Here is a 17910-nt window from a genome sequence, read left to right on the forward strand (position 1 = left end):
GCGAAGCTAACGACATTCCGACCTCGTCCGTAGATGTTCGCAATGGGTCTGGCGGGGGCTCGGCACAGGCGGCAGGCGTCCAGAAAGCTGGGGTGTCGCTGCCTGTGCCGGCAACGCCTCCCGCTACGCGTCAAAGGTGTCCGTCATTGAGTAAGCGTAGCAAGGTCAGCGGCGGCCGGCTGGAGTTCATTCCGCCGCAGATCCCGACTCTGGTCGAGCAACCGCCCGAAGATGAGGGATGGGTTCACGAGGTCCAGTTCGACGGCTACCGGACGCAGCTCATCATCGATCGAGGCGGCGTGCGTCTTTTCAGCAAGAACGGCCATGACTGGACGACAAAATACTGGCCCATCGCGCTGGCAGTCGAGCTGCCATGCAGGGCTGCCATTCTCGACGGCGAGGTCATTGTAGCCGGTGAGCAGGGCGCTCCCGATTGCCCTGCGCTGGAATCCGCGATCTGGAATGAGCCGAGCCGGCTGGTGTTCGTGGCGTTCGACATCCTCCATCTCGATGGTCGCAATCTTGCCCCCTTGCCCCTGCTGCAGCGCAAGCAGGCGCTGTGGCAACTGGTTGAGCCTGGCGCCGGCAAGATCCGGTACAGCGAGCATTTCGACGGCGATGCGCTGGCGATCCTCCGCGCCATCGACAAGATGGGGCTTGAGGGCATCATCTCGAAGCGCGCCGACAGCCGCTACCGGAGCGGATCGTCGACCACATGGCTGAAGGCCAGATGTTTCGAGGAACGCGATTTCCGAATTGCCGGGCGTCATTCGCGAGCCTGGCACGGCTCCAGTGGCCCTGATGGCCACGCGTGACGGCGAGAGACGGTATCTCGCCAGCGCCGGCTGATTGCAGTTCGGACAGCCAGGGCAGCAAGTTAGCCCTTGATGTCCACACTCGCTTTCGCGGCGGCCGATACCAGCTGGATCGGGGGCCGCTCGCCGGGCGTGCCGCTTTTGGCGACGACGACGCGGTCGCGTCCTTCGCCCTTGGCTTCGTAGAGCGCATGATCGGCGGCATTGGTGATTTCAGCCCAGCCCGCGCCATGCTCGGGGTAGGCGGCGACCCCGAACGAGACCGTCACGGTGCCCAGCGTGCGGCCGCGATGCGTCAGGTGGAGCTGCCTGATAGCCTGGCGCAGCGCTTCGGCCCGCTCGGCGCCTTCCTCGAGCGAGCATCCCGGCATGGCGATGGCGAATTCCTCGCCGCCGTAGCGTGACACGACATCGCTGTCGCGCGCGTGTTCGATCAATGTCGCGGCGACCTGCTTCAGGACGAGGTCGCCGGCTTCGTGCCCGAACGTGTCGTTGAACTGCTTGAAATGATCGACGTCGAGCATGAGGATCGTCAGCGGCTGGGCCGAGCGCTCCATCCGGCGCAGTTCGCGGCTGCTTGTTTCCTCGAGATAGCGCCGGTTGAACAGGCCAGTGTTCGGATCGCGGATCGATTGCTGCCGCAAAGTCTCGCGCAGGCGCAGATTGGCCAGCGCCAATGCCAGCGTGTCGACGACGCCGCGCAGGATCTGCTGCCTTTCAGCCAGCCATTGCGGCTTCTCGACTGCGTTCGGCTCGCACAGATGCAGGATGCCCAGCGTCTCGCCTTGCGCCGCCAGCGGCATGCAGACATAGCCTTTCTTGCCGTTCTCCGTGATATGGGCGCAGCGCGGAGTCAGCATGCCCGGGCCGGCGACATGCTCCTGGCCGCGCCGCAGCGCCCAGCAGTCTTCGGGCGCAAATTGCGTGGCGCTCGACCGGACGTCGCCCCAATGTGCCATCTCCTCGACCAGATTGCGCGAGGCGCTGGTCAAATGCACCGTTCCGCTCAAGCCGCCGAGGAACTCGGTCATGGCCGTGCCGACCACAGAAAAAGCTTCGGGGAAGGTCACGCAGGCCTGCAGCAGCTCGCCAAGCTTGACCAGGCGGGTCGTGGTTTCCGACTTCTCGTGCAGCTCGCGGTTGAGCACCGCCATCTGATCGGCACGCTCGTTGACGACCCCTTCGGCGCGGCGCAACTCGCTGATGTCGTTGAGGGTGAGGACCAGTCCGCCGTCGGAGCGGCTGAGCGGACTGCAGCTGGCGATGACCGGCACATGCGAGCCATCGGATCTGGTCAGGCGCACCTCGCCCTGGTGCTGGCGGCCGGTGGCCAAGGCCATTTCAATGGGGGAAGCGCCGGCGGCGAACGCGCCACCTCTCGGGTCGCGCACCGTCAGCACCGAATCCCATTGCTGCCCGACGATCTTGTCGGCGCGCCGCCCGATCATCGTTGCGGCCGCCGGATTGGCGCTGGCGATGCGGCCGTCGACGTCCAGCACCGCGATGCCTTCGGCCGCCGTCTCGACGATATCCTCGACATGCGCCCGCGCCGATGCAAGCTGGTCCGCCATGGTGTTGAACCCGTCGGCCAGCTGCCCGAATTCATCCTTGCGGGCATGACTGATGCGCGTCATGGCATTGCCCTTCGCCAGCGCTGCCATGCCGCCCATCATATCCTTGAGACCGGAGCCGAAACGGCTGAGCAGCATCCATGCAAACCCCACCGCGACCAGCACCGCCGCCGCGGCGCTGAGGCCAACCAGCCAGAGCAGGCTGTTGGTGCGCTCTTCAGCGGCATGAAGGACAGGATCATATTCCAGCAGCACGGCGCCGATGATCGTATCCTCGGGATATTCGATCGGCACGGCGAGTATGGCGTTCACTTCCCCCGTGTCGACAAACTTGCGCGGGATGCCGTCCTCCAGCGTCTGGCCGATTTCGTTACCGGAATCGTGTTCGAATTTTTCGCCGATCTTGTGCTCTTCGTCGGCGGCATGGGCAACGACGGTCTTGTTGCGGTCGAGAACCAGGAAATCTCGACGCATGCGGCGATGCTGGTGCTCCATGAATTGTTTGAGCGCCTCTGGCCGCTCGAACAGCGAAGGGGTCCCGTCGGACGGCTTGAAGACGATGGTGTCGGCCAGTTCCCGCGCGACGTTGGTCGCCTCGGTCAAACCCAGCGACCTGGTCGCGGCCATCTGCGTAAAGATCGCAAGGCCGCCAACCAGCCCGATCAGCGCCGCGGCGCTCGTCATGCTAAGGATGATCAAGCTTTTGATGCGCACGTTACCGACTCGCTGAGAACGAGGGCATCTTATACGCCAGATCGAGCTTGCAGTTCATCTCCTGTGTTTATTACCAAATGCTTATTAACCTGCTAACGGCGACCAAGCTGGAAGCTTATCTCGCTGCGGTTCATGAAGGCAATTGCCGCTGCCTCGCCGTCACTTGCCGTCGAAGAAATTGCTGATGGCGGCTTCCAGCTTCTCGATGAATTGAGGGTTGTGGCAGCTTCCCGCCCAGATCATGGCGTTCAGTCGCATATCCCGATTGAAGAAGTTCACCTTCCGAGTCTCCAGCAGATATTCCGCGATGGCGAAATGCCGACCCTTGATGGCCTCTATCAGCGCATTGTTGCGCCCTGACTTGTCCATCAGATTGACGTCGGCGCCATGTTCCACCAGCAGCTTCACGATGCCCAGATGCCCGTTCTTGGCGGCTTCGATCAGCGCCGTGCGGCCGTAGTAGTCGGCGGTCGCATTGATGTCGATTGCGCGATGTTTGACGAGGGCCGAGATGGAAGCGTAGTGGCCCTTGGCTGCGGCCAGGCTCAACGGCGTGCTCTTCCATTTGTTTCGGGAGTTCACGTTGATTTCGGGGTGTTCGATCAACGCTTCGACTGTCGCGGTGTGGGCGTTGAGGGCCGAAAGATGCAGCGCCGACCAACCACCTTCGTCCGCCTGGTTGATATCCGCGCCGGCGGCCAGCTCCGATTGCACGGCTTCCGCATCACCCTTTTCGGCGGCGACCAGCAGGCTCGACCACCATCTGTCGTCTTCGGCTTCCAAGCTTTTGGTCAATGCGGTGGCTCCCGGATGTGCCAGGCCAGAATACCACACATCGCGCCGTTTCGATGGCGTCCGGCAACGGGAACGACGACAAATCCTGATGCAATGGCCGCTCCCGCGAGCGGCCATTGCTTTGGCACGGGCTACGCCGCCTGCAACTGCCGGCTAGGTTGCGGCGGGAACGCGATGGCGATTGCCATCGCACCCAGTCCGACGATGGCCGAGCCGATGAACAGCCAGGAATAGTTGGCGTAGGCGTCGAACACCATGCCGCCGGCCAGCGGGCCGAAGGCCATGCCGAGGCTGGACAGCATGGTTGCCGCGCCGAACACCGTGCCGATGATGCGTGGCCCGAAATATTCGCGCGCCAGCACCGCATAGAGCGGCATGACGCCGCCATAGGTGGCGCCGAAGATGACCGCCAGCATGTAGAACTGGTCGAGCTGGCTGACGGCAAGATAGGCCGCGATCACCGCGGCCTGGATCGCCAGCCCGGTGATCAGCACCGGCTTGACGCCGAGCCTGTCGCCAAGCACGCCGAACAACAGCCTGCCGCCCAGGCCGGCCAGGCCCTCGACGCTGTAGATCGTGACCGCCGCCATCGGTGCAACGCCGCACAGCATGGCATAACTCACCATATGGAAGATCGGGCCGGAATGCGCCGCACAGCAGGCGAAGAAGGTGAGGCCGAGCACGATGAATTGCGGCGAACGCAACGCCTGGCCGACCGACGTGCCGGCACCTTCGGCGGCAGGGCCTGAGGTGGTATCATGGGCGACAAGCTTGGGCGGCTGCCGTACCAGAAGCACCGCCGGCAAGAGCAGCACCCAGGCCATGACGCCGATGTCGAACATGGCGGTGCGCCAGTCATAGGCTGATATCAGCCAGCGCGCGAAGGGCGAGATGGTCATCGGCGCCACACCCATGCCGGCCGAGACCAGCGACACCGCAAGGCTGCGGTTGGTGTCGAACCAGGCGGTGGTTAACGCGATCATCGGCGCGAAGAAGGCGCTGGCCGCGAGGCCGACGAGCACGCCATAGGTTAGCTGGAAGCTGAGCAGCGAGCCGGCCTGGCTCGCCAGCACCAGCGCCAGCCCGAGCAGCGTAGCGCCCACCAGCACGACCGGGCGGGCGCCGAGGCGGTCGTAGATGGCGCCCCAGGCGAAGCCGCCGACGCCCATCACCAAAAAATTCAGCGTCATCGCGCTCGATATGCCGGCGCGAGACCAGTTGGTGTCGAGCGACATCGGCTCGAGAAAAATCGCCAGCGAAAACATCGCCCCGATGGCGACACAGCTCATCAGGGCGCCGGCCGCCACGATGACCCAACGATAGGAAAGGCTCATGCTTTTCTCCCAACATCATGTCCACACGGCGCGACCTTTTTAGAGCTCCGTCACGCCGCTTGCGTCCGAAGGACGTTGGCGGGATTTCAAATCCGACAATCCGGTTGCATTTATTATCCTGTTTGCGCGGAGGCCTGCCTGGACATGGTGAAAAGCCAAGGGTGCCGGGTCGGTGCTGTTCTTGGCAATTTCGGCCAACCTCAAATTAACTTGGATCGCCTAGAAGTCTATTCGGAGGCGGCCATGGATCTCGTAAAGCACATCAAGAATACACATTACTTTGCCGTGTCGTTCGGCGGTGCCGAACCATGGATCATGAAGCCGAGCCCGGGCTTTTTTGTGCCGTTCCGGTGTGGCATCTCACCGGGCGGTCTTGCCTGGTTCTTCGATCCCAAGGAAGGGCTGTTCATCTATGACTGCAAGACGCGGTCCCTGCGCCGGAACCTCAAGCTGCCGCTGGCGACCGACTTCAACGGCAAGCCGTCGCACGACCATTCCAACCATGAGATGCTGCAAAGTCCCGACGGGCGCATGGTCTATCTTCTGGTCAACCACGGAATCCGCTCGGTCGACCTTCGTGTTGTCGACCTCGAACAGCAGGCGGTCGTCAAAGTCATCGAAGGCCTGCCGGGTGGCGTGAGACTAACCCGTAGTAGCGTGCTGGATGGCGAGGGTAACGTCACCTACTCCGCCCTTGTCGGCGAGGCCGGGAAGCGCGGTTACGGACTGGTTCAAATAGATCTTCGATCCGGCGATGTCGAAACGGCATCCTGCCAGGGCAGCAATGCCAACGAGCGCCTTCATTCGCCAAGCGCCGACGGCCGCTATTGGTTGCGCTCCGACAATTCGCATTTGCCTCGTGTCACGCAACAGGGCGAGGACTATTTCAGCTTCGGTCTCGAAATCTGGGAGGCATCGCCGCTACGCATCGTCGCGGTCGCTGCTCCAATGTGGATGACCGGTCATGAATTGCCCGACGAAGGGAACTTGGACACAAAAGCATGGAAGGACGGCCAGCCCGCCAGGCGGGGCGAAATCTATCGGAAAATATCGAACTTCCTGAAAGAGAATCCGCAATCGACCTGGAGCACGCTTGGCCACAGATACGCCGATTGGCTTTGGCCTGAAGAAAGAAGCTTCTCCTCCAACGTTGGCTCCAATCTGTTCCACTTCGGCTTCAAGGAAGACGACATGATCGGCTGGCAGCCGGATGGTCAGGCGTTCTGGATCCAGCGAAACAACTTCGTTGCCTGTGTCGGCATCGATGGAAAACACTCGCCGAAAATCAGGTTCGAACGCTTTGGTATGCGGCCCGGCACCTGGCGTCCTTGCGCGGCGAGCTTCAAGTCCGCGACGCCGCTCGATGGCCGGCGGCTGGAGATGGTGTTTGACAATGAGATCGCGATCGCCGACGGCACGCCGCAGGCGGCGACGACGGCAATCCGGACGATCTCGCGACTGGATGACAAATGCCGCCCCATCGCGGCGGACGGAACCGCCGAGGCTGACGTGAAGCTGGCGCAAAAGGCCGAGGCGCTGGCGAAGAAGCGCAGCGTCTATCGCGTCGAATTGACGTCCATGGATCAGCTCGGCTGTGTGGCGGCCATTGACGCGCTTGCCGCGCAGATCGGCCCCGACATCAACGACCGGCCCCATGACAAACAACTGCGCGCCGAATTTCTCGACGGCCGCAAGAAGCTCGATGAAAAGACCTTCTTCGCCCATATCGAAAAGACCTGTCCGGGGGCTGCACCGGCAATCGGCCGCTTGGTGGAGGCGGTCTGCCAAAACCTCGATCCACTGATCGGCGCCTACTACGAACCCTATAGCGAGGAAGCCTCGGTCGGCGCCTTCGGCCATGCGGCGCACGCTCTTGCCGTTCTCGACAAGGACAGCAATCCGCTGCTTCTGCGCTATGCCCAGCTGATCGACACCGATCATGAGCACTTCTTCCTGCCAGAGGTCCTGCCGCTTATGCTCGCCAATGAGAGGCATGAAGGCAAACGCCTGGAACTGGCCGAGACCTATCTCGTCGGCGGGCTGGGCAACGCCGCCGATCCGTATCCGTTCTGGCGCTCTGCCGGCATGGAAAAACTGGCAAGCGCGCAGTTTGCGCCGGAAGCGTATGCCGGCCGTCTCTTGTGGCTGGCGCGGGAGCGCGGCCTCAGCGAGAACCCGAAAGGCGATTTTGGATACTTCGACTGGCTCGGCCGCGATATGGAGAAAGCGCCGTCAGCCTGGGAAGCCGAGTTGCTGAAGCAGCTTCGAATTGCCGTGGCTGCAAAGCGGGCCTGACAGGCCCGCGCGGTGAGCCGACAAAATGTGCTGCCGAATTGACGAGCCGCCCTGCGACGCTAGGTTTGTGATCTCGTGAGCAGGAGAGATCGCTCATGGAGCTTCATCGCGGCCGCCTTGTCGACCACATCCAGCTGGTGGTCAAAGATCTCCCGGCCAGCCGGCGTTTTTACGAAGCTGTCTTCAAGGTGCTCGGTATTCCGATCGGTGGTGAGGCTGCAGATTATTTCTGGGCCGACGAGCTGTTCATCTCCAGCGTCGACAGCCGAGCGGCGAGGGGACAGCTGACCGGGCGCCATCATCTGGCCTTCCAGGCCAGGGACCGCGCCATGGTCGACGCTTTCTACCGGGCCGGCCTCGACGCCGGCGGCATCGACAATGGCGGACCGGGCGAGCGGCCCTACCACCCTGGCTACTACGCTGCCTTCCTGCTCGATCCCGACGGCAACAACATCGAGGCCGTGTTTCACGGGGCTGCGACGCGCAGTGCTGCTTCGGTGACGATCACGTTCTAAGGCGCGGCTCATCCGCTTTCGCGGAGTTGACGCCTCTCTGTCGGAAGCGGCCCAAAGCAACAATTCTATGCTAGTCTCGCCAGCCATCGATCGGACGGCAGGGGGTAGCAATGTCGCAAACGGACAAGGTATTTGCCGGCTCGATTCCGGAAAACTACGACCGCTACATGGTGCCGTTGATTTTCGAGCCGTTCGCCGCGGATCTTGCACAACGGGCAGCGTCCCTGTCGCCCGGCGCCGTTTTGGAAATCGCCGCGGGCACCGGGGTTGTCACCCGCGTGCTGGCGCCAAAACTGTCCCCTGGCGCGAGCTATGTCGTAACCGACCTCAACCAGCCGATGCTCGACTACGCCGCTTCGCGACAGGCGCCCGACAGTCGCATCACATGGCGCCAGGCGGATGCGATGGCGCTGCCGTTTGAAAATGCGGCCTTCGATCTCGTCTGTTGTCAGTTCGGCGCGATGTTCTTTCCCAACCGAACATCTGCCTATCGCGAGGCAAAGCGGGTCCTGAAGCCCGGAGGCCATTTCTTGTTCAACGTATGGGATCGCATTGAGGAGAATGTCTTTGCCGATGATGTGACGAATGCTCTGGCAAGGATGTTTCCGAACGATCCGCCGCGTTTTCTCGCACGCACGCCGCACGGCTACAATGATACGGCACTGATCCGCAGCGACCTGGAAGACGCAGGTTTCTCCCATGTGGTGATCGAAACGAGAGCCGAACAAAGCCGTGCCTCCTCGCCGCGCATTCCGGCCGTTGCCTATTGCCAGGGAACGCCGCTTCGCAACGAAATCGAGGCCAGGGACGCGGGGAAACTGGAAGCGGCTACCGACTGTGCAGAATCTGCGATTGCAGCCAGACATGGCAGTGGCGCGGTTGCCGCCAAGATTCAGGCACACGTCATCGTGGCTGTGGCCTAAGCCATTGGGGCGTAGCGGTTGACCACCATGCCGCAGGCATAGGCTTTCGATCCGAGCAGCCGCAACTGTCTGAACCCGCCCCGGTCGAAAATCCTCTCGCCGTCGCCAAGCGCCGCCGGATTGATGAACAGCTGCAATTCGTCGACCAGCCTCGCCGCAATCAACGCCGAGGCAAAGCCGGCGCCGCCGAACACGGCCATGTCACCGCCCGTGGTGGCCTTCAGCGCCTTGACCTCGCGCGGCAGGTCGCCGCTGGCAATCGTGGCGCGCTCCCACCGCGACGCCTTGAGCTTGTCGCTGAGCACCACTTTGTCAGCATCGACGATGCGCTGTGCAAAGGCATAAAAACCGTCGCGTGGAAAATTCTTCGCCGCATCGCCCCAATGGGTGAGGTAGCCTTCCTCGGCCATCTTGCGGCTGAGCAGGATGGTGTCGATGCCGGCGAACACGGCGTTGAAATCCCGCTTCAACGCGTCGTCCCACGGGCAATTGCCACCCCATTCCCAGAGCTGCCAGTGTTCACCGCCAGCGGCGCCGACAAAGCCATCGACCGACATCTGCATCTGCAGGATAAGCTTTCTCATGTCCTCACTCCCTGGCTGTCGGCGGTTTCAAGGAGCCATGCGCTCGCTCCCGCCACTAATGGTTTACTTCTGGAAGTATTGACGCATCGCCAAAATGATGTCAATAGTAAAGTGATTTAAAAATGGAACCATTGAAATGTCGACCAGGGAAAAATCCGGCTGCCCGATCAACCTGTCGCTCGAACTGCTCGGCGATCGCTGGACGTTGCTGATCGTTCGCGACCTGATTTTCGCGAGCAAGAAGCACTTCAGGGAGTTCCTGCTGTCCGACGAGGGCATCTCGTCGCGCACGCTGGCCGAGCGGCTGCAGACCCTGCAGGAAGAGGGCATCATCACCAGGAGCGGCGATCCCAGCCACAAGCTCAAGGCGATCTATCGCCTGACCGAGGCCGGCATCGACCTGTTGCCGGTGCTGGCGACGCTCGGCGCCTGGGGCAGCAGATATCGCAATGCTGATGGTGAACTCGCGAGGGTCGCCGATGAGCTGGCGGCAGGCGGGGAAGCGGCGTTGGAGCAGCTGAAGCAGCAGCTGCGCGCCGAGCATATTGGATGACAGCCAATCTCCCCCCTCGTGGGGGAGATGCCCGGCAGGGCAGAGGGGGGCGCGAAGGATCGCCAGCCTTGCGTCCAATCTGCTTCGAGCGAGAATTGGGCCGAGCGCGCAATGGTATTCGCGCAATGGTATTTGATTGACAGTTGGCGGGACAGCGCCCCCCTCTGTCCTGCCGGACATCTCCCCCACAAGGGGGGAGATCGGCAGCTTCGCGGGTAAGGGAGGTTTGTTTGGATACAAACGTTGCCATTATCGGCGCCGGGCCAGCCGGCCTTGCGGTCGGCGCCTGCCTGAAGCGGGCAGGGATCGATTTCGTCATTCTTGAGAAAGCGAACGAGATCGGGCCGGCCTGGCGGCGGCATTATCGGCGGCTGCATTTGCACACGGTCAAGAAATTCTCGTCGCTGCCGTTCCAGCCGTTTCCCAAGGACTATCCGCGCTATGTGCCGCGTGAGCTTGTCGCCTGCTATCTCGACGACTATGCGCAAAAATTCGACCTGCGCCCGCGCTTCGGCGAGACGGTGAAATCCATTCGCCGCGACGATGGCCATTTCCTGGTCGAGACCGGTTCGGACAGTTTGCGGTCACGCCATATCGTCATCGCCAGCGGCAACAATGCCGAGCCGATCGTTCCCAAGCTCGCCGCCATCGAGACCTTCAAGGGCGAGGTGCTGCACAGCGCCGACTACACCGAGGCGGCACCTTTTGCCGGCCGCTCGGTGCTGATCGTCGGCATGGGCAACACCGGCGCCGAGATCGCGCTCGACCTCGCCGAGAACGGGGTGCGGCCGGTCATCTCGGTGCGCAAAGGCGTCCACATCGTGCCGCGCCAGCTGTTCGGCGTGCCGATCCAGATGGTCGGCATCGCCAGCCGGCCGATCCCGCAGGCGCTGAACGACTGGCTGTTTCCGATCATCCTTGATCTGGCACTCGGCAAGCTCGAAAAATACGGCATCGTCAGGCCAAAGCAGGGCATCCTGCAGCAGATCGACCAGGTCGGGCGCATCCCGGTCATCGATGTCGGCACCGTCGAGGCGATCACCAAAGGCGCCATCAGGATAGCGCCCGACATAGTGCGTTTCACCGAGCGCGGCGCCCAGTTCACCGATGGCCGCCAGGAAGCGTTCGACGCCGTCATCCTCGCCACCGGCTACCGGCCGGGTTACGAAAAGTTTCTGCCCACGGAATTTCAACCGGAACGCAGCGGCGTCAACGCACGCGCCTCCGAACTCGGCCTCTATCTCGTCGGCTTCCACAACCCGGTCACCGGCCTGTTGCGCGAAATCGGCCGCGAGGCGATTGCGGTGGCCGGCGATATTGCCCGGCGGGGCGGTTGAACGATGGGCGCTGCGAGAGCCTTCACGACAGCACCAGCGCTTCATCCAGCAGCCATTGCCGCACGGCCTGCGTCGGCTCGGGGTGCCGCTGCTTGCGTGGTGCCACGACATAAAAATCCTGCGTGCCGCGCATCTCCGCGCTGAGCGGCTGCGTCAGCCGGCCGGCGGCAATGTCGGCGGCGACGAGAAAGCGGCTGGCCAGCGCGATGCCTTGGCCGGCAATGGCCGCGTCGATCGCCAGGCCCGTCTGGTTGAAGCGCATGCGCTTCACTTCCGTCGTCATCTTCTGGCCGAGCGCCTTTTCCATGAACTCCGGCCACAGATTGTGCGCATCGTGCAGCAGCACATGATGCTGGATGTCGGCCGGCGCGATCTCTTTAGCACCGCCCGGCAGCAGGGCCGGACTGCAGACGGCGACGATCTGTTGTGGAAACAAAAGGTCTACCATCAGGCCGGGGCCGAAGGGCGGGCGGCCTTGCCGCACCGCAATGTCGACGCCGTCGCTCTGGAAGCTCGACAGGCTTTCGCTGGCGAGAATACGCAGGTCGACCAGCGGGTTGTGCGCCACGAACTCCGGCAGCTTTGGGATCAGCCATTTGGTGGCAAAGCTCGGCGTGACGCTGATCGTCAGCCGCGCCGGCTCGGGGCGAAGTAACAAGGTGGCCTCCGAGATCAGGTCGAAGGCGCGGCGGATGTTGGGCACATAGGCGCGGCCCTCATCGGTAAGCGCCAGGCCGCGCGGCAGCCGCTCGAACAGCTTTGCGCCCAGATCGGCCTCCAGCCCGCGTATGTGCTGCGCCACCGCCCCCTGCGTCACGTTCAGCTCCTCGGCGGCGACACGGAAGTTGAGATGACGCGCGGCGGCTTCGAAGGCGCGCAGCGCGTTCAACGGCGGCAGACTGCGGAAGGCTTCGGGCATCCAGGAGTTTTTCTACTGCTTGAATTCAGGCTTTCTGGTTCGAACCAGGTGCGGAAACCAGCTATATCATCCTTTGAATGCGCAAGGCATGCGCCGCAAAACTCTCGAGGAGAGAAAAATGAGTGTAGAAAAAGTGGCTGTTGTCGTGGCCGGCGGTAGCGGCATGGGTGCGGCGGCGGCAAAGCGCTTGGCCGCGGACGGCTTCAAGGTCGCCATCCTGTCCTCGTCCGGTAAGGGCGAGGCGCTGGCCAAGGAGCTTGGCGGTCTCGGCGTCACCGGCTCCAACCAGTCGAATGACGATCTGCAGCGCCTTGTCGACCTGACGCTCGAGCGCTTTGGCCGCATCGACGTACTGGTCAACAGCGGCGGCCACGGACCACGCGCGCCGATCCTCGAGATATCAGACGAGCAGTGGCACACCGGCATGGATGTCTATCTGCTCAACGTCATCCGCCCGGTGCGCGTCGTCGCCCCGCAGATGGTCAAGCAGAAGGCCGGCGCCATCATCAACATCTCGACGGCCTGGGTGGTCGAGCCGAGCCCGATGTTCCCGACCTCGGCGGTATTCCGTGCCGGCCTTGCCGCCTACACCAAGATCTTCGCCAACACCTATGCCGTCGACAATGTGCGCATGAACAACGTGCTGCCCGGCTGGATCGACAGCCTGCCCGCCACGGAGGAGCGCCGCGACAGCGTGCCGATGCAGCGCTATGGCACCTCGGAGGAAATTGCCGCGACCATCGCCTTCCTCGCCTCCGAAGGCGCCGGCTACATCACCGGCCAGAACATCCGCGTGGATGGTGGCATCATCCGCGCGATCTGACGAGTTGCGATCTCCCCCCTTGTGGGGGATGTCCGGCAGGACAGAGGGGGGCGCTGTCCCGCCAGCGCTATCCCCCATTCACGAAAGCCAGCACCAGCTTCTGCAGATTACCGCCTGGGCCGAATTCGACGCGATCGAAGTCGCGGCTTGCTTGCCGCTGCGCCAGCGAGATTTCGGCGAGCTGCCTGGTCAGCTCGGTCCTGATCTTGCTGCAGCCGGGGTCGCCGGCGACGGTCAGGCCGACGCTCACGGTCTCGATCTTGCGCACCATCTCGACGATGGCTGCGCCATGCACCCTTTCGTGGGCGGCAAGCCCGGCGATGAACACCTCCCAATTCTTTTGAACGGCGGCCGGCAGTGGACCCGCCGGCTTGGGCAGCGTGTAGGTGATGATCAGTTTTGGCCGCGCCGACTTGAGCACGCAGGCATTGCCTTTCGGTCTGTAGTCCCTGGTCCAGGTCAGCTTGAAATTGGTGTGCGCGATCACGCGGCCCTTGCCAAGCAACGGCCCCCGTTCGCCGATCGCGGCATAGAGTTCTGGGCCGGTCTGGCCTGCAATGGCATAGGTCTCGACCTTCTCGACCGGCTTCCAGTCGGCGCACGCCGGCGACGCCATCAGCGAGGCCGCGAACAGGAGGGAGAACAGGGCTGATTTCATGGGGACGTCAAAGACACTGGGCTGAAGCAAAGATCAACCCGGCGCAATGCGCTCAGCCGCCGCGGCAGGCCGCCTCATAGTCGGCCAGCACCTGATCGACCGCCGCGAGCAGAATGGCCTCGGGGTTGCCCATCGGTCCGAGCGCGGCCGGCAGCATCGGCAGGAACTGCCGCATCAGCGTTTCGGGAATGCTCACGCCGTTGAGCACCTCGCGCAGGCGGCCGACAGCAACGCCGGCAGTCGGGTTGCTCCAGTAATAGCGGATGCGATCGCTGTAGCTGTAATGCCGCTGCAGATAGAGGCTCGCCCTGTCGCCATGATAGTGACTGTGCCAATGGCCGGGCGCTGCCAGCATCACGCGCTCCATCGTGCGGGCAAGCGACCGGTCGCCGTAGTCTGCGACCATTTCGGAGGCGATCAGGTCGAGTCCATAAAGCGCCTCACGCAAGGCAAATGTCAGGCCGGGACCGACCTTGAGGATGGGAAAGCCGTTATCGACAAGCGCGGTCAGCGCCGCGCGGGTCTGGTAGTCGGTGGAATGCGCCTCGTAGACGAGCGACGGTTCTTCGTCGAGCAATCCGGTCAGCGCCTTCGACGCCTCGGGCGCATAGGCGACGACATTCTGGCTGCCGAATTCGACGCCCGGCTGCACGACCACGGCGATGACGCGGCCGAACGCTTCGGTCAGGCCTTCGCGGGCAAAGATCTCGCGATGCACCGCGATCGTGCGCCGCGCCGCCGCCGCTTCGGTGGGCTTCAGGTCGCTGATCGTATGGTCGACGCCGCCGGGGGCAGGGACCTCGGTGCCGATGATGTAGACCGGCAAGGCGCTGCCGGCCGCGCGTGCCGCCTTTTCGGCCGCCTTGGCCAGCCGCGCCGCGCGCGTGGCGATGGTCTCGTCGTCGAGCGCCGCCGGCTCGCCGGCACAGCCCATCGACGCGTCGAGATGGATCTTGCTGAAACCGGCCCAGACATAGGCGGTGACCATGGCTTCGGCCTTGCTCATCGCTTGCGCCGCCGGCTCGGCGCGCCACGGGTTCGGTCCAAGATGGTCGCCGCCGAAGATGATGCGCGAGGGGTTGAGCCCTTCCCGGCTGGCGATCTCCAGCACGAAGGCGATGAACAGGTCCGGCGTCATTCCGGTGTAGCCGCCGAACTGGTTGACCTGGTTGCAGGTCGCCTCGATCAGCAGGATGGTTTCCTTGTCGTTGACGGCGCGCCGTATCGCCGCCTGGATCACCAGCGGATGGGCCGAACAGATCGAGGCGATGCCGTAGGGCGATCCGTTTCTGCGCGCGGTGGCGAGGCCTGCAAGCGGATTGGTCCTCATGTCGCTCTCGCGGTCCCGGTGATGAAATCGTCAAGCACGTCGAAGCCGGCGGTGCCTTCCATCGGCCCCAGTCGTGTCACGTTGCGGGCGCCGGCGGCGTTGGCATAGAACAGCGCCTTGCCAGGCTCCATGCCCTTGCGCCGGCAGGTGAGATAGGTGGCGCCAAAGCAGTCGCCGGCGCCGGTCGGGTCGACTTCCTCGACCAGGAAGCCGGCGCAGTCGATCCGGCTGCCGTCGCTGCCGAAATAAGAAGAGCCGGCAGCTCCACGCTTCAGCACGATCTCGCCAACGCCCCTTGATATCAGCGCTTTCACCGCCTGGCATTCGTCATCGACGCCGGCCGCAGCGAGCAGCTCGTCGCCGGAGGGCAGCAGCAGGTCGGCATCGTCGACCAGAGCGGCGAATTGCGCGCCGTCGGCGCCGTCGATCAGTTCCTTGCGCGTGTTCGGATCGAAAGAGGTCGAGCCGCCGCGGGCGCGCACTGCGCTAACGGCATAGGCGACGATCTCCCTCAGCCCGGCCACGGACAAGGTCGACCCCATGACATGCAGATGGCCGGCCCTGTCCGCCAACTGGCGCGCCTCGGTGGTGAGGCGGATTTGCCCGGCGGCGGATTCGGCGATGTTGTAGACGAAGTCCCTGCCGCCGTCCGGCCGGTAGCGCACGAAGGCGCTGCCTGTGGGGTAGCGGTCGCTGAGGGCGACGGCGGAGACGTCGACGCCGTCGTGCCTCAGCCGGTCCAGATTGATCGTTCCGAAATCGTCACGGCCGACGCAGCCGATGAGCCCGGCGCCGCAGCCCAGCCTTGCCACCTGGTCGATGAAGATTGCAGGCGCGCCGCTCGGGTAGGGGCCGACAAGCGTCAGCGGTTCGAGGAAACCCATGCCCCGGTCGGTCGCCATGATCTCGACCAGGATTTCGCCGGCGGCAATCGTCGGCCCCGCGGTCTCGGCGGCGATCTCCCTTCGGCGGGACAGGCTCATACTTGCAATTCCTTCTCCCCAGCGGGACCGGACGCCGGTCGTTGGCGGCACGCGACGATAGCTCCCTGTTATAGCCGAGGTAAATCGCGTCGAGAGCGAAGTCAACAGAAACTACACGTGCGTTCACTTTTTTTGCAACGCGCGCGGTTTTCCAAAAGCGCAATATGGCGACCCGCTATCCGCCGAGCTTTTGCGAGGTGCCAAATATCAAGGTTTGCGCAGCTTGACTCCTGGGTCTTCAAGCGCAATAAAATATACACGCATGTTCACTTACACATGCGCATTCGTAAAGGAGGAGACGAAATGCCAATTGGTAAGCGTATGGGAATTCTTGGCCTGTCGGTCGCAGCTTTGGCGCTGACGGCCGGTGCCGCTCTGTCCGAGGAGATCACGGTTGCGACGGTCAACAATGGCGACATGATCATCATGCAGAAGCTGTCGCCCGAATGGGAGAAGGCGACCGGCAACAAGGTCAACTGGGTGGTGCTCGAGGAGAACGTGCTGCGCGAGCGGGTCACCACCGACATCGCCACCAAGGGCGGCCAGTTCGACGTCTTGACCATCGGCGGCTATGAGACCCCGATCTGGGGCAAGAGCGGCTGGCTCACATCGCTCAATGATCTCGGCGACGACTATGACTACGACGATCTGATCGCGCCGGTGCGTAGTGGCCTCACCGTCGACGGCAACCTCTACGCCGTACCCTTCTACGCCGAAAGCTCATTCACGCTCTACCGCAAGGACCTGTTCGACGCCGCCGGCCTGAAGATGCCGGAGCAGCCGACCTATGACCAGATCACGGAATTCGCCGACAAGCTCACCGACAAGTCGAAGGAGCAGTATGGTCTGTGCCTGCGCGGCAAGCCGGGCTGGGGTGAGAACATGGCCTTCCTCGGCACCCTGATAAACACATTCGGCGGCCGCTGGTTCGACATGGACTGGAAGCCGCAGCTCAATTCGCCCGAGTGGAAGAAGGCGATAGGCTGGTATGTCGACACGATGAAGAAGGATGGACCTCCGGGCATCAGCTCCAACGGCTTCAACGAGAACCAGACTTTGTTCGCCTCCGGCCATTGCGCCATGTGGATCGATGCCACGTCCGCGGCGGGTCGTGTCTATGACCCGAAGCAGAGCCAGGTCGCCGACAAGGTTGCCTTCGCCAAGGCGCCGGTGGCGGTCACGCCCAACGGCTCGGCCTGGGGCTGGGCATGGAGCCTGGCCATCCCGACTTCGACCAAGAAGGCGGATACCGCAAAGTCCTTCGTCAAATGGGCGACCTCGAAAGCCTATGTCCAGCGCGTCGGCGAGACCGAAGGCTGGGTCGCGGCGCCTCCGGGAACGCGCAAGTCCACCTATGCCAGCGCCGACTACCAGAAGGCAGCACCCTTCGCCGCGACGGTGCTTTCGGCGATCGAATCCGCCGATCCGACCAAGCAGACCAAGGATCCGGTTCCCTATACCGGCATCCAGTTCGTCGCCATCCCCGAATTCCAAGGCATCGGCACCGAGGTCGGCCAGGCGATTGCCGCCGCGGTCACCGGCCAGCAGTCGGTTGACGATGTGCTGAACGGCGCCCAGGCTTCGGTGGAGAAGACGATGACGGAGGCGGGCTACATCAAATAGGCGCGTTCAAGCCCGGGACGGAGCGTGCCGTCCCGGGCGATCCGGGCCTGAAAAAACCTCCCGTTGCAGCAGGCCCGGAGGATGCACGGACCCGTCCACAGCGGGTCCGTGCTTTCCTTGGAAACCGCCCGCCTGGCG

At 63.3% G+C, this 17910-nt stretch carries 16 protein-coding genes; 8 read left to right on the forward strand and 8 right to left on the reverse strand.

What is annotated here, in order from left to right; genetic code table 11:
- Positions 1–92 precede the first annotated feature (92 nt).
- The gene (locus AC1DVW_RS03230) at positions 93–815 is read left to right on the forward strand and encodes an ATP-dependent DNA ligase (protein WP_477321081.1); all 723 of its coding nucleotides are present in this window, start codon (positions 93–95) and stop codon (positions 813–815) included.
- Between the two features lie 62 nt (positions 816–877).
- Here the strand turns inward: AC1DVW_RS03230 and AC1DVW_RS03235 are convergent, their stop codons facing one another.
- The 3 genes from AC1DVW_RS03235 to AC1DVW_RS03245 all read right to left on the reverse strand — a co-directional run bounded on the left by AC1DVW_RS03235 (position 878) and on the right by AC1DVW_RS03245 (position 5229).
- Entirely contained in the window at positions 878–3100 is a 2223-nt protein-coding gene (locus AC1DVW_RS03235; RefSeq protein WP_477321083.1) for a sensor domain-containing diguanylate cyclase, read from the reverse strand.
- 159 nt (positions 3101–3259) lie between these two features.
- Positions 3260–3895 carry an ankyrin repeat domain-containing protein gene (locus AC1DVW_RS03240; RefSeq protein ID WP_477321085.1) on the reverse strand — a complete coding sequence of 212 codons (636 nt, stop codon included), beginning with the start codon at positions 3893–3895 and terminating at the stop codon, positions 3260–3262.
- A gap of 131 nt (positions 3896–4026) precedes the next feature.
- Positions 4027–5229, reverse strand: a complete 1203-nt coding sequence (locus tag AC1DVW_RS03245; RefSeq protein WP_477321087.1) for an MFS transporter — start codon at positions 5227–5229, stop codon at positions 4027–4029.
- 243 nt (positions 5230–5472) lie between these two features.
- Here AC1DVW_RS03245 and AC1DVW_RS03250 point away from each other — a divergent pair, with 243 nt between their 5' ends.
- The 3 genes from AC1DVW_RS03250 to AC1DVW_RS03260 all read left to right on the forward strand — a co-directional run bounded on the left by AC1DVW_RS03250 (position 5473) and on the right by AC1DVW_RS03260 (position 8962).
- Positions 5473–7524 carry a hypothetical protein gene (locus AC1DVW_RS03250; RefSeq protein ID WP_477321089.1) on the forward strand — a complete coding sequence of 684 codons (2052 nt, stop codon included), beginning with the start codon at positions 5473–5475 and terminating at the stop codon, positions 7522–7524.
- A gap of 95 nt (positions 7525–7619) precedes the next feature.
- On the forward strand, positions 7620–8039 hold the full coding sequence (locus tag AC1DVW_RS03255; RefSeq protein ID WP_477321091.1) for a VOC family protein: 420 nt from the start codon (positions 7620–7622) through the stop codon (positions 8037–8039).
- A 110-nt stretch (positions 8040–8149) separates the two neighbouring features.
- Positions 8150–8962 (forward strand): class I SAM-dependent methyltransferase, encoded by an 813-nt coding sequence (locus AC1DVW_RS03260; protein WP_477321093.1) that lies wholly within the window; start codon positions 8150–8152, stop codon positions 8960–8962.
- Here the strand turns inward: AC1DVW_RS03260 and AC1DVW_RS03265 are convergent.
- Positions 8959–9546, reverse strand: a complete 588-nt coding sequence (locus AC1DVW_RS03265) for a dihydrofolate reductase family protein (protein WP_477321095.1) — start codon at positions 9544–9546, stop codon at positions 8959–8961. The two genes, AC1DVW_RS03260 and AC1DVW_RS03265, sit on opposite strands and share 4 nt — an antisense overlap.
- Before the next feature lie 136 nt (positions 9547–9682).
- Between AC1DVW_RS03265 and AC1DVW_RS03270 the strand changes: the two genes are divergently transcribed.
- Both AC1DVW_RS03270 and AC1DVW_RS03275 read left to right on the forward strand, forming a co-directional pair.
- Positions 9683–10099 (forward strand): winged helix-turn-helix transcriptional regulator, encoded by a 417-nt coding sequence (locus AC1DVW_RS03270; RefSeq protein ID WP_477321097.1) that lies wholly within the window; start codon positions 9683–9685, stop codon positions 10097–10099.
- A gap of 230 nt (positions 10100–10329) precedes the next feature.
- Positions 10330–11436 (forward strand): flavin-containing monooxygenase, encoded by a 1107-nt coding sequence (locus AC1DVW_RS03275; RefSeq protein WP_477321099.1) that lies wholly within the window; start codon positions 10330–10332, stop codon positions 11434–11436.
- A gap of 22 nt (positions 11437–11458) precedes the next feature.
- On the opposite strand, the gene gcvA is transcribed toward AC1DVW_RS03275, so the two are convergent.
- Positions 11459–12355: a transcriptional regulator GcvA gene (gcvA, locus tag AC1DVW_RS03280; protein ID WP_477321101.1), complete on the reverse strand. Its 897-nt coding sequence runs from the start codon at positions 12353–12355 to the stop codon at positions 11459–11461.
- Positions 12356–12473: 118 nt separating this feature from the next.
- On the opposite strand from gcvA, the gene AC1DVW_RS03285 reads away from it, so the two are divergent.
- Positions 12474–13178, forward strand: coding sequence for an SDR family oxidoreductase (locus tag AC1DVW_RS03285; RefSeq protein WP_477321103.1), 705 nt, complete (start codon positions 12474–12476; stop codon positions 13176–13178).
- 67 nt (positions 13179–13245) lie between these two features.
- On the opposite strand, the gene AC1DVW_RS03290 is transcribed toward AC1DVW_RS03285, so the two are convergent.
- From AC1DVW_RS03290 to AC1DVW_RS03300, 3 genes are read right to left on the reverse strand one after another with little or no spacing between them, the layout of a single operon-like run.
- Positions 13246–13836 carry a DUF922 domain-containing Zn-dependent protease gene (locus AC1DVW_RS03290; protein WP_477321105.1) on the reverse strand — a complete coding sequence of 197 codons (591 nt, stop codon included), beginning with the start codon at positions 13834–13836 and terminating at the stop codon, positions 13246–13248.
- Positions 13837–13888: 52 nt separating this feature from the next.
- Positions 13889–15166: a D-tagatose-bisphosphate aldolase, class II, non-catalytic subunit gene (locus AC1DVW_RS03295; RefSeq protein WP_477321107.1), complete on the reverse strand. Its 1278-nt coding sequence runs from the start codon at positions 15164–15166 to the stop codon at positions 13889–13891.
- Positions 15163–16149 carry a tagatose kinase gene (locus tag AC1DVW_RS03300; protein ID WP_477321109.1) on the reverse strand — a complete coding sequence of 329 codons (987 nt, stop codon included), beginning with the start codon at positions 16147–16149 and terminating at the stop codon, positions 15163–15165. The genes AC1DVW_RS03295 and AC1DVW_RS03300 overlap by 4 nt, the downstream gene beginning before the upstream one ends.
- A 309-nt stretch (positions 16150–16458) precedes the next feature.
- On the opposite strand from AC1DVW_RS03300, the gene AC1DVW_RS03305 reads away from it, so the two are divergent.
- Positions 16459–17772 carry an ABC transporter substrate-binding protein gene (locus AC1DVW_RS03305; protein WP_477321590.1) on the forward strand — a complete coding sequence of 438 codons (1314 nt, stop codon included), beginning with the start codon at positions 16459–16461 and terminating at the stop codon, positions 17770–17772.
- Positions 17773–17910 lie beyond the last annotated feature (138 nt).

The organism is Mesorhizobium sp. P3_B5 (assembly GCF_056402815.1).

Bases quoted from the DNA above. Each gene is read 5' to 3' on its own strand.
- AC1DVW_RS03260 (WP_477321093.1), top strand. From the start codon at position 8,150: ATGTCGCAAACGGACAAGGTATTTGCCGGCTCGATTCCGGAAAACTAC.
- AC1DVW_RS03290 (WP_477321105.1), bottom strand. From the start codon at position 13,836: ATGAAATCAGCCCTGTTCTCCCTCCTGTTCGCGGCCTCGCTGATGGCG.
- AC1DVW_RS03270 (WP_477321097.1), top strand. From the start codon at position 9,683: ATGTCGACCAGGGAAAAATCCGGCTGCCCGATCAACCTGTCGCTCGAA.
- AC1DVW_RS03250 (WP_477321089.1), top strand. From the start codon at position 5,473: ATGGATCTCGTAAAGCACATCAAGAATACACATTACTTTGCCGTGTCG.
- AC1DVW_RS03300 (WP_477321109.1), bottom strand. From the start codon at position 16,149: ATGAGCCTGTCCCGCCGAAGGGAGATCGCCGCCGAGACCGCGGGGCCG.
- AC1DVW_RS03255 (WP_477321091.1), top strand. From the start codon at position 7,620: ATGGAGCTTCATCGCGGCCGCCTTGTCGACCACATCCAGCTGGTGGTC.
- AC1DVW_RS03265 (WP_477321095.1), bottom strand. From the start codon at position 9,546: ATGAGAAAGCTTATCCTGCAGATGCAGATGTCGGTCGATGGCTTTGTC.
- AC1DVW_RS03295 (WP_477321107.1), bottom strand. From the start codon at position 15,166: ATGAGGACCAATCCGCTTGCAGGCCTCGCCACCGCGCGCAGAAACGGA.
- AC1DVW_RS03245 (WP_477321087.1), bottom strand. From the start codon at position 5,229: ATGAGCCTTTCCTATCGTTGGGTCATCGTGGCGGCCGGCGCCCTGATG.
- gcvA (WP_477321101.1), bottom strand. From the start codon at position 12,355: ATGCCCGAAGCCTTCCGCAGTCTGCCGCCGTTGAACGCGCTGCGCGCC.
- AC1DVW_RS03285 (WP_477321103.1), top strand. From the start codon at position 12,474: ATGAGTGTAGAAAAAGTGGCTGTTGTCGTGGCCGGCGGTAGCGGCATG.